Annotated in this window: 23 protein-coding genes; 14 read left to right on the plus strand and 9 right to left on the minus strand. The window is 71.7% G+C overall.

The features are described 5' to 3' along the window. Window position 1 precedes the first annotated feature (1 nt). Both ABZ297_RS20480 and ABZ297_RS20485 read right to left on the minus strand, forming a co-directional pair. Window positions 2–1,627, minus strand: a complete 1,626-nt coding sequence (locus ABZ297_RS20480; protein ID WP_355348189.1) for a hypothetical protein — start codon at window positions 1,625–1,627, stop codon at window positions 2–4. After that, entirely contained in the window at window positions 1,624–2,466 is an 843-nt protein-coding gene (locus tag ABZ297_RS20485) for a hypothetical protein (RefSeq protein ID WP_355348192.1), read from the minus strand. The genes ABZ297_RS20480 and ABZ297_RS20485 overlap by 4 nt, the downstream gene beginning before the upstream one ends. A gap of 155 nt (window positions 2,467–2,621) precedes the next feature. On the opposite strand from ABZ297_RS20485, the gene ABZ297_RS20490 reads away from it, so the two are divergent. From ABZ297_RS20490 to ABZ297_RS20540, 11 genes are all read left to right on the plus strand, one after another. Continuing rightward, the gene (locus tag ABZ297_RS20490; RefSeq protein ID WP_350803825.1) at window positions 2,622–2,867 is read left to right on the plus strand and encodes an acyl carrier protein; all 246 of its coding nucleotides are present in this window, start codon (window positions 2,622–2,624) and stop codon (window positions 2,865–2,867) included. Beyond that, window positions 2,848–3,600: an SDR family oxidoreductase gene (locus tag ABZ297_RS20495; RefSeq protein ID WP_355348195.1), complete on the plus strand. Its 753-nt coding sequence runs from the start codon at window positions 2,848–2,850 to the stop codon at window positions 3,598–3,600. The genes ABZ297_RS20490 and ABZ297_RS20495 overlap by 20 nt, the downstream gene beginning before the upstream one ends. A gap of 44 nt (window positions 3,601–3,644) precedes the next feature. Next, window positions 3,645–5,012 carry an AMP-binding protein gene (locus tag ABZ297_RS20500; RefSeq protein ID WP_355348198.1) on the plus strand — a complete coding sequence of 456 codons (1,368 nt, stop codon included), beginning with the start codon at window positions 3,645–3,647 and terminating at the stop codon, window positions 5,010–5,012. Continuing rightward, on the plus strand, window positions 5,009–6,109 hold the full coding sequence (locus tag ABZ297_RS20505; RefSeq protein WP_355348201.1) for an acyl-protein synthetase: 1,101 nt from the start codon (window positions 5,009–5,011) through the stop codon (window positions 6,107–6,109). Before ABZ297_RS20500 ends, ABZ297_RS20505 begins: the two co-directional genes overlap by 4 nt. After that, a complete protein-coding gene (locus ABZ297_RS20510; protein WP_355348204.1) occupies window positions 6,106–7,341 on the plus strand; it encodes an acyl-CoA reductase in 1,236 nt (411 codons plus the stop codon). Before ABZ297_RS20505 ends, ABZ297_RS20510 begins: the two co-directional genes overlap by 4 nt. Before the next feature lie 158 nt (window positions 7,342–7,499). After that, a complete protein-coding gene (locus tag ABZ297_RS20515) occupies window positions 7,500–9,731 on the plus strand; it encodes a hypothetical protein (RefSeq protein WP_355348207.1) in 2,232 nt (743 codons plus the stop codon). 111 nt (window positions 9,732–9,842) lie between these two features. Further along, window positions 9,843–11,084, plus strand: a complete 1,242-nt coding sequence (locus tag ABZ297_RS20520) for a glycosyltransferase (protein WP_355348210.1) — start codon at window positions 9,843–9,845, stop codon at window positions 11,082–11,084. A 5-nt stretch (window positions 11,085–11,089) separates the two neighbouring features. Further along, window positions 11,090–11,785, plus strand: coding sequence for a class I SAM-dependent methyltransferase (locus ABZ297_RS20525; protein ID WP_355348213.1), 696 nt, complete (start codon window positions 11,090–11,092; stop codon window positions 11,783–11,785). A gap of 9 nt (window positions 11,786–11,794) precedes the next feature. Beyond that, window positions 11,795–12,472 carry a class I SAM-dependent methyltransferase gene (locus ABZ297_RS20530; RefSeq protein WP_355348215.1) on the plus strand — a complete coding sequence of 226 codons (678 nt, stop codon included), beginning with the start codon at window positions 11,795–11,797 and terminating at the stop codon, window positions 12,470–12,472. 42 nt (window positions 12,473–12,514) lie between these two features. Continuing rightward, window positions 12,515–13,192: a polysaccharide deacetylase family protein gene (locus ABZ297_RS20535; protein WP_355348218.1), complete on the plus strand. Its 678-nt coding sequence runs from the start codon at window positions 12,515–12,517 to the stop codon at window positions 13,190–13,192. 64 nt (window positions 13,193–13,256) lie between these two features. Beyond that, the gene (locus ABZ297_RS20540) at window positions 13,257–14,696 is read left to right on the plus strand and encodes a hypothetical protein (RefSeq protein WP_355348221.1); all 1,440 of its coding nucleotides are present in this window, start codon (window positions 13,257–13,259) and stop codon (window positions 14,694–14,696) included. 103 nt (window positions 14,697–14,799) lie between these two features. Here the strand turns inward: ABZ297_RS20540 and guaA are convergent, their stop codons facing one another. The 3 genes from guaA to ABZ297_RS20555 all read right to left on the minus strand — a co-directional run bounded on the left by guaA (window position 14,800) and on the right by ABZ297_RS20555 (window position 19,402). Then, window positions 14,800–16,347 (minus strand): glutamine-hydrolyzing GMP synthase, encoded by a 1,548-nt coding sequence (guaA, locus tag ABZ297_RS20545; protein ID WP_355348224.1) that lies wholly within the window; start codon window positions 16,345–16,347, stop codon window positions 14,800–14,802. Between the two features lie 167 nt (window positions 16,348–16,514). Then, window positions 16,515–18,008, minus strand: a complete 1,494-nt coding sequence (locus tag ABZ297_RS20550) for a DUF885 family protein (RefSeq protein ID WP_355348227.1) — start codon at window positions 18,006–18,008, stop codon at window positions 16,515–16,517. Beyond that, window positions 18,005–19,402 carry an aminotransferase class V-fold PLP-dependent enzyme gene (locus tag ABZ297_RS20555; RefSeq protein ID WP_355348230.1) on the minus strand — a complete coding sequence of 466 codons (1,398 nt, stop codon included), beginning with the start codon at window positions 19,400–19,402 and terminating at the stop codon, window positions 18,005–18,007. Before ABZ297_RS20555 ends, ABZ297_RS20550 begins: the two co-directional genes overlap by 4 nt. Window positions 19,403–19,463: 61 nt before the next feature. On the opposite strand from ABZ297_RS20555, the gene ABZ297_RS20560 reads away from it, so the two are divergent. Together ABZ297_RS20560 and ABZ297_RS20565 are read left to right on the plus strand one after the other, a co-directional pair. Next, entirely contained in the window at window positions 19,464–19,940 is a 477-nt protein-coding gene (locus ABZ297_RS20560) for an Lrp/AsnC family transcriptional regulator (protein ID WP_355348233.1), read from the plus strand. A gap of 11 nt (window positions 19,941–19,951) precedes the next feature. Continuing rightward, window positions 19,952–20,695 (plus strand): N-acetyltransferase, encoded by a 744-nt coding sequence (locus ABZ297_RS20565; protein ID WP_355348236.1) that lies wholly within the window; start codon window positions 19,952–19,954, stop codon window positions 20,693–20,695. 13 nt (window positions 20,696–20,708) lie between these two features. On the opposite strand, the gene ABZ297_RS20570 is transcribed toward ABZ297_RS20565, so the two are convergent. The 4 genes from ABZ297_RS20570 to ABZ297_RS20585 are packed head-to-tail and all read right to left on the minus strand — an operon-like array spanning window position 20,709 to window position 24,641. Further along, window positions 20,709–21,725 (minus strand): pyridoxal-phosphate dependent enzyme, encoded by a 1,017-nt coding sequence (locus ABZ297_RS20570; RefSeq protein ID WP_355348238.1) that lies wholly within the window; start codon window positions 21,723–21,725, stop codon window positions 20,709–20,711. 28 nt (window positions 21,726–21,753) lie between these two features. Continuing rightward, window positions 21,754–22,500, minus strand: a complete 747-nt coding sequence (locus ABZ297_RS20575; RefSeq protein ID WP_355348241.1) for an MBL fold metallo-hydrolase — start codon at window positions 22,498–22,500, stop codon at window positions 21,754–21,756. A gap of 6 nt (window positions 22,501–22,506) precedes the next feature. Continuing rightward, window positions 22,507–23,112, minus strand: a complete 606-nt coding sequence (locus tag ABZ297_RS20580; protein ID WP_355348244.1) for a TetR/AcrR family transcriptional regulator — start codon at window positions 23,110–23,112, stop codon at window positions 22,507–22,509. A 23-nt stretch (window positions 23,113–23,135) separates the two neighbouring features. Then, on the minus strand, window positions 23,136–24,641 hold the full coding sequence (locus tag ABZ297_RS20585) for a succinic semialdehyde dehydrogenase (RefSeq protein ID WP_355348247.1): 1,506 nt from the start codon (window positions 24,639–24,641) through the stop codon (window positions 23,136–23,138). Window positions 24,642–24,715: 74 nt separating this feature from the next. On the opposite strand from ABZ297_RS20585, the gene ABZ297_RS20590 reads away from it, so the two are divergent. Next, window positions 24,716–26,917, plus strand: a complete 2,202-nt coding sequence (locus ABZ297_RS20590) for a protein kinase (RefSeq protein WP_355348250.1) — start codon at window positions 24,716–24,718, stop codon at window positions 26,915–26,917. Window positions 26,918–26,927 lie beyond the last annotated feature (10 nt).

Genomic DNA, 26,927 nt, shown 5'->3' on the forward strand with positions numbered 1-26,927 from the left:
GTCAGCCGGACAGGCGCCGCAGGACCTTGCGCGCGACCGCCCGTGGGCGGGCCAGGCGGCGGGTGAGCCGGCGGGAGAGCTGGGAGCCGAGCGTTCTGCGGTAGGCGGTGGCCCGCTGCCGGGCCCGCTTCAGCTTCGCCCTGGCCTTCGTCAGCTCCCGCTCGCGGTAGGTCAGCCTGGTCTCCAGGCGGGCGACCCTGGCCAGGGCGGCGGTGAGCTGGTCGGCCAGGCGCTCGCGGGCGCCGATCAGGTCGCGGTACGTGGGCGCGGCCTGCCCCAGCTCGGCCGGACGGCCCAGCTCGGCGTCGAGCTTCCGCCCCCGGTCGAGGTCGGCCTGGTCGCAGGGCCGGCCCGCCATGTCGCAGAGCGTCAGTGCGAGCCGGACGGGGTCCTGCGGCCACGGCCACGGGTGGTGGTGCCCGGCGGCCAGCAGGCGGACCGCGAAGCGCCAGGCGATCCGGGAGAACACGGCCCGCTCGGACGGGATCTCGGCCGGCGCGGGCCCGGGGGTGACGGCCTCGAAGCGCTCGCCGTCCCAGACCAGGCTGTCGGCGGCGGCGGTGACGTCGCCGCCCGCCTCGACCCACGCGGCCACCCCGGCGAGCAGCTCGCGGACGGCCCGGACGTCCTCGCGGACGCACGCCTCGACCAGCACCTCCTCGACCAGCCTGCCCGCCGGGACCGGCTGGGCCGCGCCGTCGGGCAGCCGCCGCGTGACCCACTCCTCGCCCGCACGGGCGATCTCCCGGACCACCGTGCCGTCCTCGACCAGCCCCAGCGGCAGCCTCTGCCCGTCGCCGGCTCCGCGCGCCCCGTCGGCGGGTGGCCTGGACGCCACCGTCAGCCAGAGCGGGGCCAGGTCCTCGCCGAGGCCGTGACTGAACGCCAGCCGTGTCAGATGCAGCGGGTCGGCCACCAGGACCTGGTCGCCGCCGCACCCGCTCAGCGGGACCATGAGCGCCTCCGGCAGGTCGAGCGCCTCCCGCGCGAGCAGCGCACGGGGTGCCTCGTGCCCCGGGTAGGCCGAGTAGCGCCACTCCACGGCCAGCCCCGCCGACTCCAGCTCGCCACCGAGGGCTCCGACCCCGTTGGGGTAGGTCGGGTCGAAACCGTGCGGCGCCCACTGCGCGTCGGAGCCCTCCCGGTCTCCAGGACGCGCCTCGACGAATCGGTCGACCCCCAGGTCGTTGCGGACGGCGAGGACCAGCCGCCCGCCGGGCGCCACGGCCCCCGCCAGCACGGCCAGCGCCCCCCGCCAGGACGGCGCGGGCGCCTCCGCGGAGTGTGTCCGCTGGAGGCCGTCGAGCGCCAGGACCAGGTCGTACGCCGCACCGGCGGTGAAGGCCGCCAGGTCGCCGCAGTACACCTCCAGCCGGGGAAGCCGCTCGGCCAGCGCGCACGCGTCGGGGTAGGAGCGCAGCAGCGTGGCGACGGTGGCGGCGTGGGCGGCCACCTCGTCCACCAGGGCCGGGGGGTGCGGCCCGGCGAGCAGCACCCTGCCTCCCGCCGGGAGCAGCCGTCTGACCAGCTCCAACGCCGCGTCCCCCCAGTCGGTCGCGCAGGACGCGTCGGACCACAGCAGCATCTCGCCGCCGATCAACCGGACGTTCTCGGGCGCCTCGCTCATGCGACGCCCACCCGCTTCCAGCCGAACATGCGCACTAGCTCCTCAGGTGTCGCCTGATAGTCGAATCCCAGCTCGCGCCGCGCGACCTCGGCCGCCTGGGCGCGGTCAACCTCCACGCCGTGCAGCTCGGGCCAGAGCCGCATCCGCCGCGCGGTGCCGCCGTACTCGGGCCGCTCGTCCTCGTACTGCATCGGATCGCCGTAGACGGCGATGTCGCAGCCCACGGACGCGCCGTAGAACAGCGCGCTGCCAAGCCGGTTGGACGCCACCCTCCGGTGCCGCCGCAGCTCGGTGAGCTGGCCGCGGAGGAAGTCGCGGCCGTTGCCGTCCCAGCGCGAGCCGCGCTCGCCGTGACAGATGACGCGGAAACCCGCCGACCGGTAAGCCCGTCTTATGGCGGGATTCGCGAATTCCAGCCAATAAAGACATACCGTCACCGGCCCCTGCTCCACTTCCCGGATTTCGGCCGCCAGCTTGGCGTGGTCGCCGTGGACCGAGGACTTTTCCCAGCCGTGGAACGGATACCAGATCGTACCCCGCCTTTCCGCCTCCGGAATCCGGCCGAGACCCGGCTCCTGGTGAAGGAGGTATATCCAGGGCGCGCCGATGAGATAGTGCCCTCTTCGCCCCATCGACCACCCTCGGCGTCGTAGCACGTCAGACCAGATGAAACGGGGATATCCAGGGCTGCACCAGTGGTCGTTCGGGGGAAATCCATGCAAATAGTTCCAGCCGTGCTGCAGAAAGCCCTGAATTCGCTTGGGGGTGTCGTCCGGAAGTCCGCAGTATCCACTGAGTATGCGGGAGTGCCCGTACCAGTGATTGGATTCGTCCATCATTCCCCCTGTAGCTGTCACCGCATGCGACATTCCCAGCCCCACACCGCCGCCACCGGTCTTTATACGGTTCCATTACCTCTGACAGAGGTTGGTTTCAGGCGATCGCCCGGAGTCGCTACACTACGTCGCGACCAGAAGACAGAGAGTGAGGGAACATGAGCCACCTCGACCGGCTTCGGGCCGTCTTCCGCACCTCGCTGAACCTGCCGTCCGAGAGCGACGTCGACGGGCTGGAGTACCGCGCGATCCCGCAGTGGGACTCACTCGCGCACATGGCGCTGGTCGCGGCGATGGAGGACGAGTTCGCCATCATGATCGACACCGACGAGATGATCGACATGAGCTCGTTCGCCAAGGCCGCCGAACTCCTGGAGAAGCACGGTGCCGGCACCGCCAGCTGACATCCGGGTCGCGCTGGTCACCGGCTCGACGCGGGGCATCGGCCGGGCCGTCGCCGAACGGCTGGCCGCGACCGGCTACCACGTCGTCGTCCACGGGCGCGACGAGGAGCGCGCGGCCAGGGCGGCGGCCGAGGTGCAGACGGCGACCGGGGGCCGCACCGGAGCCGTCCACGGCGACGTAGCCGACCCCGCCGCCGTGTCGGCCATGATGCGCGAGATCCACCGGCGTCACGGGCGGCTCGACGCCCTGGTGGTGAACGCCGGCGTGCACGCCGCGGGCCTGCTCGGGCTCGTGCGCGGCGACACCGTCCACGAGCTCTTCCAGGTCAACGCGCTCGGCGCCGTCCACACCCTGCAGACGGGGGTCAAGCTGCTGCGCAGGGGGGTCGCGCCCGCCGTCGTGCTGCTCTCCTCGATCATGGGTGTCCGGGGCGGGCCCGGGCAGGCCGTCTACTCCGCCACGAAGGCCGCCGTCCTGGGCCTCGCCCTGGCGTCCGCCAAGGAACTGGGGCCCGCGGGCATCAGGGTGAACGTGGTGGCTCCCGGCTTCGTCCAGACCGACATGCTGGGCACCCTCGACACCGAGGGGCGCGCGTCCAGGATCGCCGCGACCCCGCTGGGCCGCCTCGGCACCCCCGCCGACGTGGCCGCCCCCGTCGCCTTCCTCCTGTCACCCGACGCCGCCTTCATCACCGGTCAGGTCCTCGGCGTCGACGGCGGCCTCGTCCTATGACCCGTCCCGACCTCCCCACCACGAGCGAAGGAGGTACCAGCCGCGTGCGGCCCACCTCTTCCCCCGGCGCGAACCGCCCCCTACCGCCTCTCAACCCCTTCTCCGAGGGCTTCCCGCACCCGGAAGCGCGGCTGGTCGTCGCCGGAGAGTCAGGCGGGCTGTCCGGCGACGAGCTGGCCCGCCGGATCGAGGTGGCGGCGCTGGAGATGGCGAAGCTGCCCCCTGGGCCGGTGTTCTGCGGGATGCGCAGCAACCTGGCGTCCGTCCTGCGCTATCTCGCCGCCTGGCACGGCCGGCGGCCCGTCGCGTTGCTCGATCCCGAGCTGTCCGCCGGAGCGCTGACCGATCTGGTCAGCCGGTTCAGGCCCGTCGCGCTGTTCGGCTTCGACCAGGCCGCCGACGGGCCACCGCCCCGGTGCGACAGCGGCGACCCGCACCCCGATCTGGCGGTGTTGCTCGCCACCTCCGGCTCCACCGGCAACCCCAAGCTGGTGCGGCTGGCCCGGCAGGCCGTCGTCGCCAACGCCACGTCGATCGCCGCCGCTCTCGCCATCGGCCCCCACGACGTCGCCCCCACCAGCCTGCCGCTCTACTACAGCTACGGCCTTTCGGTCCTCAACAGCCACCTCGCCGCGGGCGCGACGGTGGTGCTGACCGAGGCCGGGCTGCTCGAACGTCCCTTCTGGCACCAGCTCGACCAGCACGGCTGCACGTCGCTGGCGGGCGTGCCGTACCAGTACGAGATGCTGCGCAGGCTGCGCTTCGACCCGCGCGAGCACGCCTCCCTCACCACCCTGACCCAGGCGGGCGGGCGGCTGCGTCCCGAGGTGGCCGCCGAGTTCTCGCTCATGGCCGAACGGTTCTACCTCATGTACGGCCAGACCGAGGCGACGGCCCGCATCACGGTCCTCCCGCCCGAACGGCTGCCGGAAAGGCCCCACTCGGTCGGCCTGCCCATCCCCGGCGGGCGGCTCGCCATCGACGACGGCGAGGTCGTCTACCACGGCCCCAACGTGATGATGGGCTACGCGGAGACCGCCGCCGACCTGGCCAGGGGCGATGACCTGGGCGGCGTCCTGCGTACCGGCGACCTCGGCGTCCTCGACGGCGACGGCTTTCTGTACCTGACCGGCAGGGTGCGGCGCATCGCCAAGGTCTTCGGCGTCCGCGTCAACCTCGACGACGTCGAACGCCTGCTCCGCGGCTGCGGCCCGGTGGCGGCGACCAGCGGCGACGACCGGGTCACGATCTGGGCCGAGAGCCTCGACGCGGAGTCCCGCACGAGCCTCGCCCGCCGGCTGGGCGCGGAGCTCCGGCTCCACTGGAGCGGCTTCGACGTGCGCGCCATCGACGAACTCCCCCTGCTGGCCACCGGCAAGATCGACTACCGCGCTCTGGAGGCGCTGACGTGACCGACCCGCCCGTGAGCGTTTTCACGTTGGGCCAGGCCGCGAGGGAGGCGGCGCTGCTGCCCGTGCTGGTGGAGCTCACCGAGCACCACCGGGCCGCCTGCCCGCCGTACCGGCGGATTCTCGACGCGATCGGGGCGACCGGGCGCTATCGGTGGGTGGCCGAGCTGCCGTGGCTGCCGGTGCGGATGTTCAAGACGCACGAGCTGCGCAGCGTTCCCGAGGAGCAGGTGTTCCGGGTGCTGACGTCCAGCGGCACCACCGGGCAGCGTCCCAGCCGGATCCACCTCGACCGGGCGGCGGCCGCCGCGCAGCCGCGCATGCTCGCCGCGACGCTCAGAGCGGTGCTGGGCGAGCGGCGGCTGCCCATGCTGATCGTCGACGGCCGCTCGGTGCTGCGCGACCCGACGCTGAGCGCCCGGGGGGCCGGCGTGCTCGGGATGATGAACTTCGGCAGAGACCACACCTTCGCCCTGGACGAGCACGGGCGACTCGACGCGGAGGCGGCCAGGGGGTTCCTGGCGCGGCACGGGCGCGAGCCGTACCTGATCTTCGGGTTCACCTTCATGATCTGGACGTACCTGCGCCGGCTCGGGCTGGACCTGTCCCAGGGGGTGCTGATCCACTCGGGCGGCTGGAAGAAGCTGGCCGAGCAGGCGGTCGGCAACGCCGAGTTCCGCGGACAGCTGGCCCAGGAGTGCGGGCTGAGCCGGGTGCACGACTTCTACGGGATGGTCGAGCAGATCGGCACGATCTTTCTGGAGGGTCCCGACGGGGGCGGGCTGTACTGCCCCGACTTCGCCGACGTGGTGATCCGCGACCCGGAGACGTGGCAGGAGGCGCCGGTCGGCGTGCCGGGGGTGATCGAGGTGGTGAGCACGCTGCCCACGTCGTACCCGGGGCACGTGCTGCTGACGGAGGACCTCGGCGTGGTACACGGCGTCGACGACGGCTGCTGGCCGGGCAAGCGCTTCTCGGTGCTCGGCCGCCTGCCCAGAGCGGAGGCCCGAGGCTGCAGCGACACGTCCAAAGAAGCCGCCGCGCTCGGCCCCCACGGCGGGCCGCGTGCGAAGGCCGATGGTGGCAGGAGGCGGCGGTGAGCGGCGGTGCGTCCCGCGGAGGGAGTGAGGCGGTCGTGGAGGTGCGGTGGCCCGCCGCCGGCGCGGTCTGCGTGGATGCGGTGCTTCGCCAGGTCTCCTCCCAGAACCTGGCCGTCGGCGATGAGCGCGTGCGGGGCTTTCTCGTCGCGTTCGGGCGGCGGTTGTTGAAGGAGCGGCGGCACCCCGAGCTGGGGCCGCTCGGGTTCTTCCTGAGGCCGAGCGAGCTGGCCCGGGTGCTCGACGGGCTGCGCGGCGAGCATCTGCGGGTGCCGCGGGGGCTGGTGTTCCACGTCCCGCCGGCGAACGTCGACACCGTGTTCGTCTACTCGTGGGCGCTGTCCGCGCTGATGGGGAACCGGAACGTGGTGCGGCTGTCACCGCGGGCGGGGGCGGTCGCCGAGGCGGTGCTCGGCACGCTCCAGGACGCGCTCGCCGACGCCGACCCGGTCGTCGCCGGCACGCAGCGGATCGTCTCCTACGACCGGTCCGACCGCGTCACCGCCGCGCTGTCGTCGGCGTGCGATCTGCGGGTCATCTGGGGTGGCGACCGGGCGGTCACCGAGATCCGGCGGCATCCGCTCGCTCCGCACGCACGCGACCTCACCTTTCCCGATCGTTCCTCGTTCGCGGTCGTGCGGGCGCCGGCCTGGCTGGCCGCGCCGGTGGCCGCCCGGGTGGAGGCGGCCGACGGGTTCGCCAACGACGCGTACTGGTTCGACCAGGCGGCCTGCTCGTCGCCGCGCACCGTGTACTGGGTCGGATCGACCGACGACTGCGCGGCGGCGCGCGCCGACTTCACCGCCTGCCTGGCGGAGTCGGTGGCCCGGCGCGGCTGGGCGGTGGACGCGGCGATGGCGGTCGAGAAGCGTGTGGCCACGTACGGGCTGGCCGCCGACGGGGTGGCGCGCGGCATCGGGTTCCACGGCAACGCCCTGGCCAGCGTCGAACTGACGACGCCCGAGACGGCCCCCAGACGGTGGCTCGGCGCCGGGACGTTCGCCCACACGCGGCTCGACGCGCTGGGCGACCTGGTCTCGCTGGTGGAACGGCGGGATCAGACGATGACCCACTTCGGGTTCGAGCGGGCCGAGCTGGAGGGGTTGGCGCGGGCGCTGGGCGGGCGGGGGATCGATCGCATGGTCCCGTTCGGGGCCGCCCTCAGCTTCCACCGCGTGTGGGACGGCGAGGACCTGCCTGCCGAGTTCACCCGCCTGGTGACCGTGTCCAGCTGATCACCGCCCACGAACCACGCCACAGAACCGGCGGCGCGATCGCCGAGCAGATCGAATCTGGGGGACACGTGACCATCACACTGCCCGCGGCGGTGCGGACGGCTGGGCGATCGGGGTGGAGGCCGAGCCCGGGGTGGGTGCCGGCCGCGCTGGTGGCCGTGGCAGCGGTTGCCGTTCTGTACGGGTTCGGCGTTTCGCCCGGCGAGCTGGCGGCTTTCGGCGGATACATCGGGATCGGGGTCCTGCTGCCGGGCACGCTGCTGTGGCGGGCGCTGAGCAGGGGAGGCGGGTCGCTCCCCGCGGACCTTGCGGCCGGGCTGGCCCTGGGGTACGCGGTCGAGGTGCTGGTGTACATCCCGGCCCGGGCTGCCGGCATGCCGCTGCTGGTGCTCGCCTGGCCCGCCGCCACCATCACCGCGTTCCTGGCCGTTCCCCGGCTGCGCGCCCACTGGCGAGGTGGGGACGTGCGGATGTCGGAGGGCGGGGGCGCTCCGGGGGCCGCGGGTCGGGGTGGGCGGGTGCCGGGGTGGTGGGCGTGGGGGATGTCGGCGGTCGTCGGATATCTGGTGGCGTGGAGTGCGCTGGTCTTCTACCGCGTCCACGGGCTGACCTGGCCGGGGAACGCGGCGCCCTACGTGGACATGCCCTACCATCTCGCGCTGCTCGGCGAGGTCAAGCACCACGTCCCGCCCACGCTTCCGGTGGTGTTGGGCGAGCGGCTGGCCTACCACTGGTTCGTGTACGCCGAGATGTCCGCGACGAGCTGGGTCACCGGGATCGAGCCGCAGACCCTGCTCTACCGGCTGTCGGCGCTGCCGATGCTGGTGGCGACGGCCGTACTGGTGTCGGTGATCGCGGTGCGGCTGACCGGCCGCTGGTGGACGGGGCTGGCGGCGATCGGCTTCACCTGCTTCGTGAGCTCCCCCGAGCTGCATCAGGGGGGCGTGGAGCTGTTCACGGCCAGGTCGCTGTTCACCGCCTGGCTGAGTCCGACCCAGAACTTCGGCACGCTGCTGTTCGCCCTGGTGGCCCTGCTACTCCTCGGCTCTCTCAGACAGGACGGCAAGAGGCAGTGGGCGGCGTTGTCGATCCTGCTGCTGGCGCTGACGGGGGCGAAGGCGACGTTCCTCCCCCTCCTTCTCGGCGGGCTGGCGCTCGTGCTGGCCGTCCGCTGGCTGGTCGACAGACGCCTGCACCGCCCGACGGTGACCGCTGCGGCGATCACGGGGGCGTGCCTGCTGATCGCGCAGTTCGTCGTCTTCGGGCGTGACGCGCAGGGGATGACGATCGCCCCCCTCGACACCATGCGCCGGATGTGGCGGGCGGCGGCGGACCTCTCAGAGCCGGAGATGGCCGCGGCTCCGCTGCGGACGGTCCTCGGGATGACGGCCATCTACCTGTTCTGCCTGGCCTGCGTGTGGGCCGGGCTGTCGGGGCTGGTCATCCGGCGAGCCGGGGCGGTCGGCCCGGGAGTGCCGCAGGCTGAGAGCCGGTGGGCGGTCGTGGCGGATCCGGCTGTGTCGCTGCTGGTCGGCATCGGAGCGGCGGGGATCGGTGCGTGGCTGCTGCTCGGCCATCCGGCGATCGGGCAGCTCTACTTCCTGGAGGGGGCCCGGCCCTACCTGTCGATCGCGGCCGTGGCCGGTGCGTCGGCCATGGTCGCCGCGCGCCGGGACTCGTGGCCGCTCGCGGTCTGCGCCCTGGTCGCGGGGGCCGGGCTGGCCTTCGCCGCCAAGGCGTTCGGGCCGGACATCCCGGTGCGTCACCACCGCTTCCCGAACGTCGCCGAGCCGTACCTGGTGCTGATCCTCGTCGCGGCCGTCGTGTGGCTGCTGCTCGCCCTGTGGCGCAGGCCGGTGGGCCTGGTGCTGCTCGCGCTGGTGACGGGCTACCTGGTGCCGTCGACGGCGGCCAAGGTGGCCAGTCCTTTCGCCCCTCCTGGAGTGTTCGACGTGACGGTCCCCGCCGGGGCCGTCGAGGCGGGCAGGTGGCTGCGCGACCACTCCGCCCCCGACGACGTGGTGGCCACCAACGGGCACTGCCGTCCGCTGCTCAAGAAGCACTGCGACAGCCGTCACTTCTGGGTGTCGGGGTACAGCGAGCGTCGCGTACTGGTCGAGGGCTGGGCGTACGCGGCGAGCACGCTGTCGAGAGCTCACCAGGCGACGATGACGTACGTCGCCATCCCGTTCGCCGATCCCGCCCGGCTGGCGGCGAACGACGCGGTGTTCCGGGAGCCGTCCGCCGAGAACGTCAAGGAACTCATCAGCAAATACCGCGTTAAATGGCTTTTGGTGGACAATTCCGTGAATCCGGCGGCTCCGACGCTTGGGCAGTTCGCGAAACTGCGTTTCCACAGCGGCGTCTGCTCGGTCTACGAGCTCACCTGACGGTAAAACTCTCCCCTCCTCTGAGAATGTTGCGATGAAACCGCGAGCGTCGGCGCGACGGCACCAGCAACATTTCTGGAGCACGACGGCCACAAGGGATCAGGGGACCGTATGGACACGACTGCCGCCATGGAGCATCGCCCCGGCACCGTCGTCCTCGACGGCCCGGTCAGGCTCGCGTCCGTCGACATCGTCATCCCGGTGCTCGACGAGGAACGTGCGCTGCCGGGCTGCGTCAGGACACTCAGCGCCTTTCTGGGGGGCTCGTTCCCGCTGCCGTGGCGTATCACGATCGTCGACAACGGCAGCACCGACGACACCTGGCCGACCGCCCTGCGTCTGGCGAGCGAGTTCGACCAGGTGTACGCCCGCAAGATCGACGTCAGGGGGCGGGGCGCGGCGCTGAAGGCGGCCTGGCGCGACAGCCCGGCCGACATCGTCGCCTACATGGACGTGGACCTTTCCACCGGGCTCGGCGCGCTGTTCCCGCTGGTCGCCTCGCTGGCCAGCGACCACTCCGAGGTCGCCATCGGCACCCGGCTCGCGCACAGCGCCCGCACCCGGCGCTCGCTGAAGCGCGAGGTGGTCTCACGCGGCTACAACGCCCTGCTCCGCTACGGTTTCGGCGTCAGGTTCAGCGACGCCCAGTGCGGCTTCAAGGCGGCCAGGGCGGACGTGATCAGGCCGCTGCTGGAACACGTCGAGGACGACAGCTGGTTCTTCGACACCGAGCTGCTCCTGCTCGCCGAGCACAACGGCCTGCGGGTGCATGAGGTGCCGGTCGACTGGATCGAGGACCTGGACTCCCGCGTCCGCGTGGTCAGGACGGCGGTCGACGACCTGAAGGGCCTCGCCAGGGTCGCCTGGTCGATGTCCACCGGCCGGGCGAGGGTGGGCGTGCCGAGGCGGGCCGAGCCGACGCCCACGCATCCGAACGCGGTGGTCGCCAGGCCGAGGGCCGTCACCCTGGCTAAATTCACATCTTTCTCGATAATTGGCGCATTTTCCGGATTTATCTATGCGCTGCTCTACCTCCCGCTCCGCGAACACTGGGCGCCCGCGCTCGCCAATCTCGGCGCCCTCGTCCTCACCGCGATCGCCAACACCGAGGCGAACCGCCGCTGGACATTCAACCGCCTCGGCGGCCCCCACACGGCCATGCGCCTGAAGGCCGCGCTGCTCTTCCTGGCCAACTACGCCGTCACCACGACGGCCGTGCTCGGCCTGCAGGCGGCCGCCCCGGGGATCAACCGCCTGCTCGAAGTGACCGCCGTCGTGGCGACGTACTGCGGGCTCACCCTGCTCCGCTTCGTCGCGCTGGACCGCTGGGTCTTCGCCCGCTCACGGAGATGACCATCATGGAAGCTACAGAGATCCGCCGCCTCGTCGCCCTCGAGGACACCCACTGGTGGTACCGGGAGCGCCGGGCGATCCTCCGCCGGGAGTTGCGGGGGCTGCGTCCCGGACGAGCCCTGGACATCGGCGCGGCGGGCGGCGGCAACACCCGCGTCCTGGTCGAGGACGGCTGGGACGCCACCGCGACCGACTTCTCCGAGGTCGCGGTGCAGGTGGCCAGGGAGCGCGGGCTCAAGTGCCTCCTGGCCGACGCCCGCGACCTGCCGGTGGCCCCGGGCAGCTTCGACCTCGTCACCGCCTTCGACGTCCTGGAGCACATCGACGAGGACTACCTGGTCACCGAGCAGATCGCCAAGGCCCTGCGGCCGGGCGGACGCACGCTGATCGCGGTGCCGTGCGACATGGCGCTCTGGTCGGCCCACGACGAGGCGGTCGGGCACGTGCGGCGCTACTGCCGCGAGTCGCTGACGGCCGTGGTCGAGAAGGGCGGCCTGCAGGTCGAGCGGCTGTGGAGCTGGAACGTGCTGCTGCGCCCGCTGGTGGCCAGGCACCGCCGGCGCTCCACCGGGAGCGACCTCGCCGAGACTCCCGCCCTGGTCAACACGGCACTCTCGGCGGTCGTCATGCTCGAAAGACACCTGCCGGTCACGTCGCTCAAGGGCGTGACGCTGTTCCTGCGCGCCCGCAAGCCGAGCTAGGAGACTCACGTGACGCTCACTTTCGACCACGAGGTGTTCGACCGGCGCCTGCTGCTCCAGGACGCCTGGCGGCTCTACGCGGACGCGCCGCGGGCGCTCCGGCTCAAGCAGCGGCTGCGCGTGCTGGTCTGCCCGTTCGAGGAGACCATCGGGTTCGTCCCGCCGGGCTCGACCGTGCTCGACATCGGCTGTGGCTCGGGGCTCTCACTCGGACTCATGGCGGCCCGCGGCCGCCGCATCGAGGGGCACGGGTTCGACCCGTGCCCGGTCGCGATCGGGCTGGCGCGGGAGATGGCGGCGCGGCTCGGCGACACCGGCTCGACGCTGCGCTTCGAGCACCGCGACGCGCGCCTGCCGTGGCCCGACCGCTCCTACGACGTGGTCCACATGCAGGACGTCATCCACCATGTGCCCGTCTCCTGGCAGCGCGAGGTGTTCGACAAGGCGTGCGCGTCGGTGCGTCCGGGCGGCTTGTTCATCTACAAGGACATGAGCGCCCGCCCGAGGTGGCGCAACGCCGCCTGCCGCGTCCACGACCTGATCATCGCCCGCGAGTGGATCCACCCCGTGCCGGTCGCGACGGTCGAGCGGTGGGCGGCCGAGAACTCGCTCACATTGGAACTGTCCAAAACCGCGCACCGCGTGGTCTACGGCAATGACCTGCGGGTCTTCAGGAAACGCATCTGACGGGCTGCTCGCGCGTGGCAATTTGCCCTTAAAGTGGCGGCTGTGGTGATTCACAGCTTATTGGCGGCGGCGCTGACGATGACGTCGCTTCCGGCCGCGGACGTCCGGGCGAAGGCCGACTGCGCCAAGGTGAAGTGCCTGGCACTCACCTTCGACGACGGGCCGAGCGACCACACCGCGACCCTGCTGAAGGTGTTGCGGAAGGAGCAGGCCAAGGCCACCTTCTTCCTGGTGGGCAAGCAGGTGGAGCGGCGCCCGGCGGTCGCGAGGAGCGAGGCCGCGCAGGGCCATGCGATCGGCAACCACACCTACTCGCACCCGTCGCTGCCGTCCAAGCTGGACGACGACGTCATCGACGAGATCAAGAGCACCCAGGCGCTCATCCAGCAGGCCACCGGGCGGCGGCCGAAGATGTTCCGGCCTCCGTACGGGCACACCGACGAGCGTGTGCTGGGGCTGGCGGGGCAGCAGGACCTGGCGCAGGTGCTGTGGTCGGGCACCACGCTCGACTGGAAGCTGCGCGACGTCAAGCAGATCAAGGCGGCGGTGCTCAGGCTGGCCAAGCGCGACGGCGTGATCCTCATGCACGACACGGTCCCGCAGACGGTCCAGGCGATGCCGGAGATCATCAAAGAGCTGAAGAAACAGGGCTACCGCCTCGTCACGGTCCCGGCGCTGCTACGCGGTAAGGCTCTGACAGCCGGAGTTACCTATCCGTAAAGTGCGGTAGCTTGCCCATGTTGGAGGCAGGCAGGGGCTTTCGGCATGTTTGGGGATTGGAGCCATGCAGACAGAGTCCGCGAAGCCTGCGATCTGGGGCCCGCTCGCCACGTTCACGGCCATCCAGACCGTGCTCGTGTGCTGGTGGGCGGCCCTGTACCCGGGGCTCTTCAGCCGCGACTCCGTCCTGTACCTGAGCCACACCATGGTCGGGCCGTGGGTGAGCGACCACTCGGTGCTCTACGACGCGCTGCTCTGGCTCAGCTTCAGGGTCGACGGTGACATCGGCTGGGTCACGTTCTTCCAGACCACCGCCATGGCGGCGGCGATCACGTACCTGGCGCAGTCGCTCAAGAAGGTCGGCGCGCCACGCAGGACCACGACGGCCGTGGCCCTCCTGCTCCCCTTTCTGCCGACCGCGGGGGCGTTCTCCGTCACGCTCTGGAAGGACGTCCCGTTCACGATCTGCGCGATCGCGATCGCCGGGGTGTGCGCCCGGATCGCGGGCGACCGCACGGTCACCGGCCGCAGACTGGCCGCCCTCGGAACGCTGATGACCCTGCTCGGCCTGTTCAGGGCGAACGGGTTCCTCGTCGTGGGGATCGCCGTCGTCGTGCTGCTCGTGGCCGTCAACGCCGCCCGGATCCGGCTGGCGCTGGTCGGGACGGCCGCGGCCGCCATCCCGCTCCTGCTCACCAACCTGGTGTTCCCGCAGTTCGGCATCCTGGCGCCGTCGAAGACGTACGTCTACCACACGGCCTTCGGCGACATCGCCGTCGCCTACCGCGACCATCCCGAGCTGTTCAGCGAGCAGGACAAGACGCTCATGGCGTCCGTCGCGCCGCTGACCAGGTGGACCGAGGGCGGCGTGTGCACCACGATCAACCCGCTGATCTGGCGGCGCGACTTCAGCTGGCCGCAGGCCGACGCGCACGCCGGCCAGCTGCTCGACCTGTGGAAGCGGCTGCTCGTGGAGCAGCCGCGGCTGGTGATCGACGCGCGCCTGTGCAGGGGCGCGATCGCATGGAAGCTGTTCGCGGACGACTCCACGCCCGCGGGGATGACCTACCACTTCTCCCGCAGGCCCAACGCCGACACCTACGTCGGGCCCACCAAGGTCCCCGACTTCCAGGGGCGGTGGGTGTACTCGCTGCGGCCGCTGTCGCAGGAGCTGTACCGGTACGCCGACCCGTGGCTGACCGCGACCATGGCGCCGAATCTCGACTGGCTGCTGTGGCGCGGGGCGCTCTGGTCGTATCTGTCGTACCTGACGGTCGCGCTGGCCGCCTGGACGCTGCGCAACCGGTACGTGGTCGGGGTGGCGGCGGTGGTCGTGGGGCAGCAGCTCGCGATCCTGGCCAACATCTCGGCGCAGGACTTCCGCTACATGGCCTCGCCGATCTTCGTCGGCATCGTCCTGCTGCCGCTGCTCGTCGCGAGCCTCATCCGGCTGCCGAGACGGGTGGGCGACATCGTGCTCGCATCGCGGAAGACGGCGGCCTAGACGGCGACGGCCTGGCGGGCGTCGTAGCGCTCGCGTGCCGCCCTGGCGACGCTCGCGCTGTGCCTGCGCGAGCAGTCGGCCAGGGTCACCAGCTACCTGCGGGTCACTCCCACTCGATGGTGCCGGGCGGCTTGCTGGTCACGTCCAGCACCACGCGGTTGACGTCGCGGACCTCGTTCGTGATGCGGGTGGAGATGCGCGACAGCACGTCGTACGGCACCCGCGCCCAGTCGGCCGTCATCGCGTCTTCGGAGGTCACCGGACGCAGCACCACCGGGTGGCCGTAGGTGCGGCCGTCGCCCTGGACGCCGACGGAGCGCACGTCGGCGAGCAGCACCACCGGGCACTGCCAGATCTCCCTGTCGAGACCGGCGCGCGACAGCTCTTCGCGGGCGATCGCGTCGGCCTCGCGCAGCAGGTCGAGCCGGTCGCGGGTGACCTCGCCGACGATGCGGATGCCGAGGCCGGGGCCGGGGAACGGCTGACGCCAGACCATGGCGGACGGCAGGCCGAGCTCCTCGCCCGCGCGCCGCACCTCGTCCTTGAACAGCGTGCGCAGCGGCTCGACCAGGGTGAACTGGAGGTCTTCCGGCAGACCGCCGACGTTGTGGTGCGACTTGATGTTGGCGGTGCCGGTGCCGCCGCCCGACTCGACCACGTCGGGGTAGAGGGTGCCCTGGACGAGGAACTCGACGGGCCCGTCGGCCAGGATGGCGCGCTGTTCGTCCTCGAAGACGCGGATGAACTCGCGACCGATGATCTTGCGCTTCTCCTCCGGGTCGCTGACGCCTTCGAGCGCCTTCAGGAAGCGGTCGGCGGCGTCGACCACCCGGAGCTTGACGCCCGTGGCGGCGACGAAGTCGCGCTCGACCTGCTCGGCCTCGCCCTTGCGCAGCAGCCCGTGGTCGACGAAGACGCACGTCAGCCGCTCACCGATGGCACGCTGGACGAGCGCGGCGGCCACCGCGGAGTCGACGCCGCCCGACAGCGCGCAGATGGCCCGGCCGTCGCCGACCTGCCGCCGCACCGCCTCCACGGACTCTTCGACGATGTTGAGCATGGTCCAGGTGGGGCGGCAGCCCGCGGCGTCGAGGAAGTGCTTGAGCACCTGCTGGCCGTGCTCGGAGTGCAGCACCTCGGGGTGGAACTGCACGCCGTACAGGCCGCGGGCGGGGTGCTCGAAGGCGGCCACCGGGGTCTCGCGGGTGGAGGCGGTGACGGCGAACCCCTCGGGGGCGGCGGCGACGCTGTCGCCGTGCGACATCCACACCTTCTGGGTGGCGGGCAGCCCGGCGAAGATCACGCCCTCGCTGAGCACGTCGAGCTGGGTGCCGCCGTACTCGGCGACGCCCGTGCGGGCGACCTCGCCGCCCAGCGCCCTGGCCATGGCCTGGAAGCCGTAGCAGATGCCGAACGTGGGCACGCCGGTCTCGAACAGGCCGTCAGGGACGGCCGGCGCGCCCTCGGCGTAGACCGAGGAGGGGCCGCCGGACAGGATGATCGCCTTCGGCTTCTTGGCCAGCATCTCCTCGACCGGCATCGTCGAGGGGACGATCTCGGAGAAGACATGGCATTCGCGGACGCGCCTGGCGATCAGCTGTGCGTACTGCGCGCCGAAGTCGACGACGAGCACTGTGTCGAATTCAGACACCGAGAGAACCCCCCAAAGGCGAATGCGGTGTTCTCAGTGTATCGGCCGTGACAATTCCACCTGGCCCTGCACCGTAGATCAGCCGTGGCCGGGCACTCCCCCCGCCAGCAGGGTCTCGAGCTGGGCCCGCAGCCGCCCGACCGGCAGGCCAAGCGCTCGCTTCGACGCTACAGGATGCGGCCGATCAGTCCCAGAGGCGGCGAGCCGAGATCGAACAGCGCCTTGTGGAAGCGCTGGAGGGTGAAACCGCCGCCCCACTCCTTGCGGGCCTGCTCGCGCAGGTCGAGGATGAGCAGCTTGCCCCAGGTGTAGCGGCCGTAGGTCGGGTCGAACGAGGCCCGCCTGGCCTCCGACAGCGCGGCCGGGCCGGCCAGGTGCGTGTCGGACTCGAACCGCCTGGCCCCCTCCTCCACCGTCAACTGCCCGGTGTGGACGCCGATCGCGCAGGCCAGCCGGGTGACGCGGATCAGCGCCTCCACCCACACGCCGATCTCGAAGCGCGGATCCTGCGCCTCGAAGCCCTCCTCGACGCAGAGCTCCTCGGCGTAGTGCGCCCAGCCCTCGATGAACGCCAGCGACTGCAGCAGCCGCCGGACGTCCGAACCGGCGCGGCGCAGGGCACGGGCGTGCGAGAAGTGCCCCGGCGCGACCTCGTGCACGTTGATCGCGGGCAGCGTGGTGTCGCTGAAGACCTCCAGCCACTCCTCGACGTCCTGCGCGGGCCAGGACGGGTCGGGCGGCGTGATGTGGTACCAGGACGGGCCCTCGGGCTCGCCGGGCGAGTTCCACGCCATCATCGCCATCGCCCAGCGGCGCGACTCCGGCGCGAGGCCGACCAGGCACTCGCCGTCGTGGTAGGGGACGAGGTCCTTCTCCCGGGTGAAGGCGATGGCCTTCTCGGTGCCGATCCTGGCCGCCTCGATCACGCCGTCGGCGTCGGGGTGCTGCTTGACCAACTCGCGCACCACATCGAGCGGCGGCCGGCCGGCCTGGCCGAGCTTGGCGCAGCTCTCGGCGAGCAGCGCCATGAGCCTGTCGCGCTCGGCGTCGGCCCGCTCCGCCAGCCTGCCGAGGTCCACCGGCAGGCCCTCCGCCGTGCCCATCAGCCGGGCCAGCGCCTCGCCGCCCAGCGCGGCGTCGGGGTCGCCCTCGACGGCGGCGCGCTCGACGTGCGCGAGCAGCCGGGCGTGCGCCTCCAGCGCGGCCTCGTCGGTGACGCCCGCCGCCAGCCCCTTGACCGCTCCCGCCAGCGACTTCGCGACGGGGGCGGTGACCTGGTCGAGCGAGGCGATCGACTGCTCGACGGCGTCCGGCCAGAGCGCGAGGTGCGCGGCCTTGGCGGCGGCGCGCTCCTCCTCCGGGGCGTAGTCGCGGTCGTAGCAGGCCAGGTCGAGGTTGGACAGGTGGATCAGCGGGTTCTTCCTGTGCAGTTCCAGCTCGCCGAGCTGGGTGCGCAGCGCCTCCTCGAACACCCGCAGGTGCTCGGCGTCGTGGGCGTCCCGCGGCACGTCGCCCTCGCCGAGGCGGGCCAGCCCGGCCCGGACGCCCTCGGGCGACAGGTCCTGGATCTTGCCGTCGTATTCGTGCCTGCCGCCCGTCTCCCGGACGTCGGCCACGATCAGGTCGGTGATGGCACGCAACCTGGCGTCGAGTTCCGTCATGCCTGCGACGCTAGCGCAGCTGTCTGATCTTGAGGACCCCCTGGCCGGAGGGAGGCGATCTCGTCCAGCAGGGCTTCCAGGGTGGCGTCGTCCGTCGCCGGGGCCATGACCGTGACGCGCAGGTGGCGGACGCCGTTGAGCTCCGTGGAGGTCAGGTAGAAGGAGCCGTTCCGCATCAGGCGTTCGCGCAGCTCCGCCTGGTCTCCTTGGCCGAACCTGAAGCAGACGATGTTGCTCTCCGGCTCGTACGGCAGCTCGAAGCCGGGACGGCGGCGGGCGAGCTCCCAGAAGCGGTGGGCCGTGGCGTACTGGCGGGCGACGTACTCGCCCAGGCCCTCCTCCCCGCGCCAGGCGAGGTTGAGGAAGATCTTGAGGCCCAGCGCCGCCTTGGTGCACTCCACCGTGCGGCGGATGAGGTCGAAGCCCTGGTCGCCGTAGAAGAGGTAGCTGGCCTCCTGCTTGAAGGCGGCGTCGAGGTCCTGTTCCCTGCGGACGAGGACGGCAGCGGCCAGCCCGGACGTCCTGAGCATCTTGTGCGCGTCCCAGATGACGGAGTCGGCCAGTTCCACGCCGTCGAGCCGGTGCCGGTGCCGGTCCGTCAGGAGGGCGGAGGCGCCGTGGGCGCCGTCCACGTGGAACCAGACGCCGCGCTCGCGGCACCACTCCCCGATGGGACGCAGGTCGTCGTACAGCCCGGTGCCCGTGGCGCAGGCCGACGCCACCAGCGCCATCACCCTTTTCCCGGAAATTTCGGGTAGGCGGGTGATGTCAATGCGGCCCAGCTCGTCCGTTTCGAGCGGGACGATGGCGCGCTGCCCGAGACCCAGGATCGAGGCCGCCCGCGCGATCGAGTAGTGAGCCGAGGGCGGGGCGAGGATCACCAGGTCACCGGGGACTCCGCGCTCCCAGGCGTCCGGCACCGCGCGGGCGCGGGCCGCCAGCAGCGCCGTCAGGTTCGCCAACGAGCCGCCGTGCGTGAGGACGCCGCCACCGGCCGGGAAGCCGACCTTCTCCAGCATCCACCTGAGGACCTCGAACTCGACCGTGGCCGACGCCGCGCCCATCTCGTAGATGGCCATGGGGTTGTTGGTGGCGCCGTGCACGAAGTCCGCCAGGGCGGCGGGGAAGTCCGGCGAGGCCGTCTGGTGCGCGAGGAAGCCGGGGTGATGAAGGCGGGTGCCTTCGGCGAGGAACGTCCTGAGGAAGGCTCGGTAGGTCTCGGGGGTGAGGCCGCCCTTGGCGATCAGGTCGGCGAGGCCGAGGCGGTCGGCCAGCTCTCCGGGCGGCTGCCGTCGCAGCACGGGGGCGCGGCCGTGCTGGCTCTCGTCCACGTAGGCGGCCAGTTCCTCGACGGTGATCGCGGCCGCGTCGGTGAACTCATCAACGTTCCACATAGCCCGAAATATTGGTTAATTCTGCGGTGTGGGGCTAGGGTCGCCGAACGGGAGGGCGATAATGGCGAGCAACGCCGAACTGGATTCGATTGACCTGGCGATCCTGGCCGAGTTGCAGAAGGATGCGCGGCTGCCCAACAAGGACCTCGCCGAACGGCTGGGCGTGGCCCCCTCCACGGCGCTCGAACGGGTGCGGTCACTGCGGCGCCGAGGCGTGATCACCGGGTTCCGCGCCACGGTCGACACCGCCCGGCTCGGACGCCCTCTCCAGGCGCTGTTCGCCCTGCGGGTCAAACCGCACACCAGCCAGATCGTGGACCCGTTGCGGGCCCTCGTGCTCGGCCTGCCCGAGACGATCACCCTGTTCCACGTCGCGGGCACCGAGGACTTCCTCGTCCACGTGGCCGTGGCGGACGCCGACCACCTGCACCGGCTCGCGCTGGAGAAGTTCCTGATCAGGCGGGAGATCGTGCACCTGCAGACCACGTTGATCTTCAGAACGGAGCATCAGCCCATCCAGCGGCCCGCCGAGATGTGACAATGCTCCGCATGTCTCTGCGGATCACCACACTGGCCGAACGCCCCGAGTTCGCCGCCGACTTATGGGAGATGGAGCACACGTGGGGGGCGTTCATGTTGAACGACCCGATCGCCGACCTCTTCTACCCGATCGCCGACACCGTCTACGCCGAGTACGTCCTGGTGGCCGACGACGACACCGAACCAGGCAGGCTGGCGGCGAGGGGCTGCATGATCCCCTACACGTCCGAAGACGACGAGCTGCCCGACGACGGCTGGGACGGCGTGATCCGCCGCGGCTGGCTGGCCAGGGAGCGCGGCGAGAAGCCCGACAGGATCTCCGCGCTGGAGATCACCGTCAGGCAGGACCTCCTCGGCACCGGCGTCTCACCGCACATGGTGGCCGCCATGCGCGACACCGCGACCCGGCTGGGCTTCGCCGAGCTGGTGGCCCCGGTCCGGCCCAACCAGAAACACCTCGAACCACACACCCCGATGGACGCGTACGCGTCCAGGACCCGCGCGGACGGGCTGCCGTCGGACGCCTGGCTGCGCGTGCACGTCCGGGCGGGCGGGCGGATCGTCAAGGTGGCGCCGCGCTCGATGGTGGTGGCGGGCACGCTCGCCGAGTGGCGCGAGTGGACCGAGCTGCCGTTCGACCGCTCGGGCATGGTGGAGGTGCCGAAAGCGCTCAACCCGGTGCACTGCAGCGTCGAGCACGACTACGCCGTCTACGTCGAGCCCAACGTCTGGGTCAGCCACCGGCTCCGCTGACCGCCGCAAGCCGCTAGCCGACGCGGTGACGCAGCTCCTCGGTGGGCGGCCCGAGGTCGAGGCCCTTGGCGGCGGCCCAGGCGTCGTCGTGGCAGGTGGCCAGGTGCCGGTCGGCGGCGTCGCCGAGGACGGTGACCACCGTGCCGGTCGTCCCCTTGGCACGCATGCGCTCGACCAGCTCCAGGGCCGCCCAGAGCGCGGTGCCCGACGAGGCGCCCACGGCCAGCCCGGTGAGGCTCCTGAGATGCCTCGCGGCCGCGACGCTCGCCGCGTCGGGCACCGGGATCACCAGGTCGACGAGGTCCGGACGGAAGCCCGGCTCGATGCGCGGCCGCCCGATGCCCTCGATCCTCGACGGCATGCCGGTCGCGTAGTCGGGCGCGTCGAGGGTCCAGCCGGGGAAGTACGCCGAGTTCTCCGGATCCGCCACGGCCACCCGGCACTCCAACGGGGCGGCGCCGCCCAGGCCCGGTTCCAGGGAGCCGCCGTCGCGGCGGTCGTGGACCCAGCGGCCCAGCGTGGCCGAGGTCGCGCCGGTGCTCGCACCCACCACCACCCAGTCGGGACGTACCTGGGCGAACAGCTCGGCGGCCAGGTCATGCTCGGCCGCCCGCCCGAACTGGTCGAGGAAGTGCCCCTCGACCTTCCTGGCGGCGTCGTAGATCGCCAGCGGCGGGGTCACGAACCGGCACTCGCCGCCCAGTTCCTCCACCGGCCGCGCCCGCTCCTCGGCGTACGCACCCGGCATGATCACCACGTACGGCAGGCCGAGCCGCCTGGCGAACCACGCCTGGGCGACCGCGGCGTTGCCGCCCGTGGCCTCGACCACAGTGGTGCCCTCGGTGACGAGCCCGTCGAGCACCGCCTGCCTGAACAGCGCCCTGGCGTGCCGGTGCCGCATGCTTCCCGTCGGGTGTACGGACTCGTCCTTCGCCAGCAGCCGCACACCGGGCGCCTGGACGGGGACCTCGATCAGCGGTGTCGGCGGCCCTGCCTGCAGCAGGTCCAGTGCTCGCACATCCCAGCTCACCTCACCACTGTCCCACAGCCTCTCTCGGTCAGCTCAGGGACAGCCGCTGGCCGGGGTCCGGCACGTGCGCCCGCTCGCCCAGCGCGGCGAGCGCCTTGGGGAGGGTGTCCCTGCCGTGGGTGAAGTGGGCCCAGTGCTCGAAGTGCAGCGGGACGACGTGCCGGGCGCCGAGGATGTCCGCCGCCGTGGCGACGTCCTCGCTGGGCAGGGTGAGGTACGCGTCGCCGGCCAGCGGCGTCTTTGCGCCTCCGGCGAACAGGATCGCCACGTCGGCCCCGCCGGTCCGCTCGGCGACGGCCCTGACCACGTCCAGGGAGGCGTTGTCGCCGCTGACGTACACGGTCGGCAGGCCCTCGCCGCTGAGCACGAACCCGGTCACCTCGCCCACCAGGTGCTCCGACCCGTCGGGGCCGTGCTGGGCAGGGACGCCGGTGATCCGCAGCGTGCCGCCGTCGGGGCGGGGCAGGTCGACGTGCGTCCAGTTCGGCAGGGCCTGGACCGGGTCGCCGAGCCGCTCGGCCGCCGAGCCCGTGGACAGCACCACCGGCGCCGACGCCAGGAAGGCGCGCCCGGCCCTGTCGAGGTTGTCGGGGTGCTGGTCATGCGAGAGCAGGACGGCGTCCACGGCTCCGACCTCTTCCGGCCCCCCGGTCTTGCTGAGGGCCCGGTCGCCGATCGGGTAGTCGCCCGGCGGGTCGAACGTCGGGTCCGTCAGCAGGCGCAGCCCACCCAGGTCGAGCACGGCGGTCGGCCCGCCCACGTAGCGAATCTCCATGCTCTGCTACGACATTCCTGAAATAGGGGCTATTCCCCCTGCCAGGCCGTCGACGATCCTCCGCACCGTGCGGTGGCAGAGCTCGCGGAAGTCCGACTCCTTCATCGCGACCCGGCCGCCCAGATAGTACAGGACCAGCCCCTGGGCGGCCGAGGTGACCGTGAGCGTGACCTCCAGCGGGTCGTCCTCCCGCAGCAGGCCCACCTGCATGCCCTCCTCGACCAGCTTCACCAGGGCGCCGAATGGCCCCTCGTCGGCGTGGAAGTCGTCAGGGAAGCGCTTCGCCCGTGCCCACGGGTCCATCATCAGGAAGGTGTAGAGGTGCGGGCTGCCGAGCGCGAAGTCGAGGAAGTCGTCCAGCATCGCGTCGATCCGCTCTATCAGCCCGCCGGTCACCGGCCGCTGCTGCCATCTGCCGGCCAGTTCGCGGGCGCAGGTGTCGGCGACGGCCCGGAGCAGCGCCTCGCGGTTCGGGTAGTGCCGGTAGATGGCCATCGCGGTGATGCCGACGGCCTCGCCGACCCGCCGCATGCTCACGGCGTCGGCGCCCTCCTCGACCACGATCCGCTGTGCCACGGCCGCGATGCGCGCGGCCGTTCCCTGATCGCTCATCGTTTACAGTGTATACGTCGCGATCACTTCAGGCGCAGCCTCCGCATCGTCTTGAGCGTGGTCGTCAGCACGTCCGCCCAGGTCTCGGCCGACAGGTCGAACGGCGGCTCGAAGCCCAGCCAGGACGCCTGCGAGGCCACGGTCTGCGCCTCGGTGTAGCGCAGCAGGCCCTCCGCGCCGTGTCTGCGGCCGAGCCCCGACGCCTTCATCCCGCCCATCGGCGCGTCGTAGGACGCGTACGCGGAGGCGTACCCCTCGTTGACGTTGACGGTCCCGGCCCTGAGCCTGGCGGCGAGCGCGCGACCGCGGGCCGGATCGGACGTCCAGATGGACGCGTTCAGCCCGTAGGCGGTGTCGTTGGCCAGCTCGACCGCCTCGTCGTCGGATGAGAACGCCGACACGGCGACCACCGGGCCGAAGGTCTCCTCGCGGCACAGCCGCATGTCCTCGGTGACCCCGGTGAGGACGGTCGGCTCGTAGAAGTACGGGCCGAGGTCCGGCCTGGGCTCGCCGCCGGTCAGCAGCTTCGCCCCGTTGGCCACCGCGTCCTCGACGTGCGCGGTGACCGCGTCGAGCTGGCGCTGGGAGGTGAGCGAGCCCATCTGCACCGACCAGTCGCGGCCCGCGCCGAGTTTGAGGTTGCCGGCCTGCCTGGCGAACCGCTCGGCGAACACCTCGAACACGGACTCGTGCGCGTACAGCCGCTCGACCGACAGGCAGAGCTGCCCCGCGTTGGTGAAGCAGGCCCGGACGGCGCCCTGCACGGCCCGGTCGACGTCGGCGTCGTCGAGGACCAGCATCGGGTTCTTGCCGCCGAGCTCCAGCGAGCAGCCGATGAGTCGCTTGGCCGCCTCCTCGGCGATCTTCCTGCCGCCGCGGGTGGAGCCGGTGAAGGCGACGTAGTCGGCGCCGTCGAGCAGCGCGTCGCCGATCTCGGCGGGCTCGCCCAGCACGACCTGCCAGATCTCGCGCGGCATGCCGAGCTCGGCCAGCAGGTCGATGGTCCACAACGTGGACTGGGCGGTCTGCGTGTCGGGCTTGTGGACGAGCGCGTTGCCCGCCAGCAGCGCGGGCACGGCGTCGGTGACGCCGAGCGACAGCGGGTAGTTCCACGGGGAGATCAGCGCGACCACGCCCTTGGGCTGGCGCAGCTCGCGCACCTGGGTGGCGAGGGGGAAGATGGCGCCGCGCCTGCGCGGGGCGAGCAGGCCGGGGGCGCGGCGCGCGTAGTAGAGGGCGCAGCCCGCGACGTCCAGCACCTCCTCGAAGGCGTGCTTGCGGGCCTTGCCCGTCTCGTCCTGGACGATGTCGAGGATCTCGTCGCGGCGGTCGAGGATCGCGTCGTGCAGCAGCAGGAACGGGCGTGCCCGCTCGGCGGCCGGCAGCGCGGCCCAGCCGAGCCCGGCCGCCCTGGCCTTGTCGTAGGCGGTGCGTACGTCGTCGGGGCTGGATACGGGCAGCTCGGTGAGGGGTTCGCCGGTGAAGGGGGCGATGATCTCGCGGGTACCGCCGCTGGACGTCACGTGCATTACAGAAGGATATTCCGTGAACCTACCGGCGGGTAGTTTTTGCGGATCCCTTGCCTGGGGCCAGAATCCCTTTCATGCCATCCATCGCGTCGCTCAGACCCGGAGACCCCGAGAGGCTGGGGGGTCTGGAGCTCCTAGGCCGGCTCGGCGAGGGTGGTCAGGGCGTCGTCTACCTGGCCAGAGACCCGTCGGGCACGCGCGTGGCCGTCAAGTGGCTGCGCCCCGACCAGGCGGGCGACGAGGTGAGCGTCGGGCGGTTCCTGCGCGAGGTGCAGGTCGCCCAGCAGGTGGCCCCGTTCTGCACCGCCGCCGTCCTCGGCACCGGGGTCGAGCACGACCGGCCGTACATCGTCAGCGAGTTCATCGAGGGGCCGTCGCTCCAGCGGGTGGTGCAGGAGGAGGGGCCGCGCACGGGGTCCGCGCTGCACCGGCTGGCCATCGGCACGGCCACCGCGCTGGCGGCGATCCACCAGGCCGGGATCGTGCACCGCGACTTCAAGCCCGCCAACGTGATCGTGGGCGCCGACGGCCCGCGCGTGATCGACTTCGGCATCGCCCGCGCGCTCAACGCCACCTCGACGATCAGCAACATGCCGGTCGGCACGCCGTCGTACATGCCGCCCGAGCAGATCATGGGGCACACCGTCGGGCCCGCGGCCGACCTGTTCTCGTGGGGCAGCACGATGGTGTTCGCCGCGTCGGGGCGGGCGCCGTTCGGCAGCGACACGATGCCCGCGGTGATCAACCGGGTGCTGAGCCAGCAGCCCGACCTGGGCGTGCTCGACGGGCCGCTGCGTGACGTGGTGGCCGCGTGCCTGGCCAAGGACCCCGCGCAGCGGCCGACGGCCGAGCAGGTGATGATGCGGCTGCTCCAGCATCCGGTGCCGAACTCCGGCATGCTCGCCCAGGGCGCCGCCGCGGCGGCCCCCGCCTGGCAGTCCCACCCCCAGGCGCCGCCGCCCGGCCACCAGGCCCCGCCCGCGTCCGGCGGCCACCAGGGCCCGCCCTCCTATCCGGCGCCGGTCGCGCACCAGGCGCCGCCCGGCTACGCGGGGCCGCCGTCGCATCCGGCCATGCCCGCGCAGGCGGGGCCGCCGTCCCACCCGGCGATGCCCGCCCAGGCGGGCCCGCCCCCGCATCTGGCACCGACGACGCACCCCAGCGTCTACCAGACGGGCTATCCGCAGGCTCCGGGACGGCGGAGCAAGGCGCTGGTCCTCATCGGCAGCGCCATCGGGGTGGCCCTGCTGCTGCTCGCCGGGCTGGTCGTGGTCATCAACACGAACAAGGAGACGGCCGCCGCGCCGTCCACCGCCACCCCCACGACCGGCAAGACCAGGAAGCCGGTCACGCCGAGGCCCACGGGCGTGCCGCAGGCGGGCAAGCCCGTGAAGCTGACCGGCGGTTCGATCATGCTGTACGAGAGCCCGGCCGACCCCATCACGCTGACCTCGTACGAGATCTTCAACAAGAAGGCCGACGACTGGGTCGACTACGCCAGGGGCTCGCTGCGCGGCACGTTCGCCAAGTACGCCGGCAACTGGGAGTCCATGGTCTCGTCCGACGGCCACTACCTCGCGGGCCGGGGCAAGAACTACACCTCCGACGACTACGACTCGGTGATCATCACCGACCGGAGGACGGGCACCAGGTCCACGATCAAGACCGTGAAGAAGCCGCTGATCAGCAGCATCCGTTCCTGGTCGCGTGACAACTCGAAGATCCTGCTCAACATCGAGCAGGAGAACCGCGGCAAGTGGACCTACCTCGGCTTCGTGATCGTGGACGTCGCCGCGGAGACGGCCAGAGTCGTCAGGGTGGCCGACACCTCCATCCGCAAGACCGCCTTCGGCTGGGACGGCGACGAGAAGGGCGTCGTCAACATGTCGGGCAAGAGCACGCTGCGCTTCTTCGACGCCTCCGGCAAGGCCACCCACGACGCCCCGGACATCGGCGAGCCGGCGTCCGGCACCCGCGACCTCTTCTCCCCCTCGGGCAAGCTGTTCGTGACGAACTGCCCGAGCGGCGGCGACGGCGACCACTGCGTCTGGAACTCCGAGACGGGCAAGCGGGTGCGCAAGTTCGCCTCCGACTGCGACAAGGTCCTCGGCTGGTACGACGAGACCCACCTGTTCTGCTGGGAGCAGGACAACGAGGACCGAGACCAGGTCCAGGTGGTGTCCTTCGACGGCCAACTGGTGCGCAAGCTGCTGGAGATCCCCGACGCGGTCGACTTCAGCCCCGTCTTCACCGTCAACCAGGCCCCGCGTTCCTGAACCTCCGCGT

It is taken from the genome of Nonomuraea sp. NPDC005983, assembly GCF_040614375.1.
GTDB lineage: Bacteria > Actinomycetota > Actinomycetes > Streptosporangiales > Streptosporangiaceae > Nonomuraea.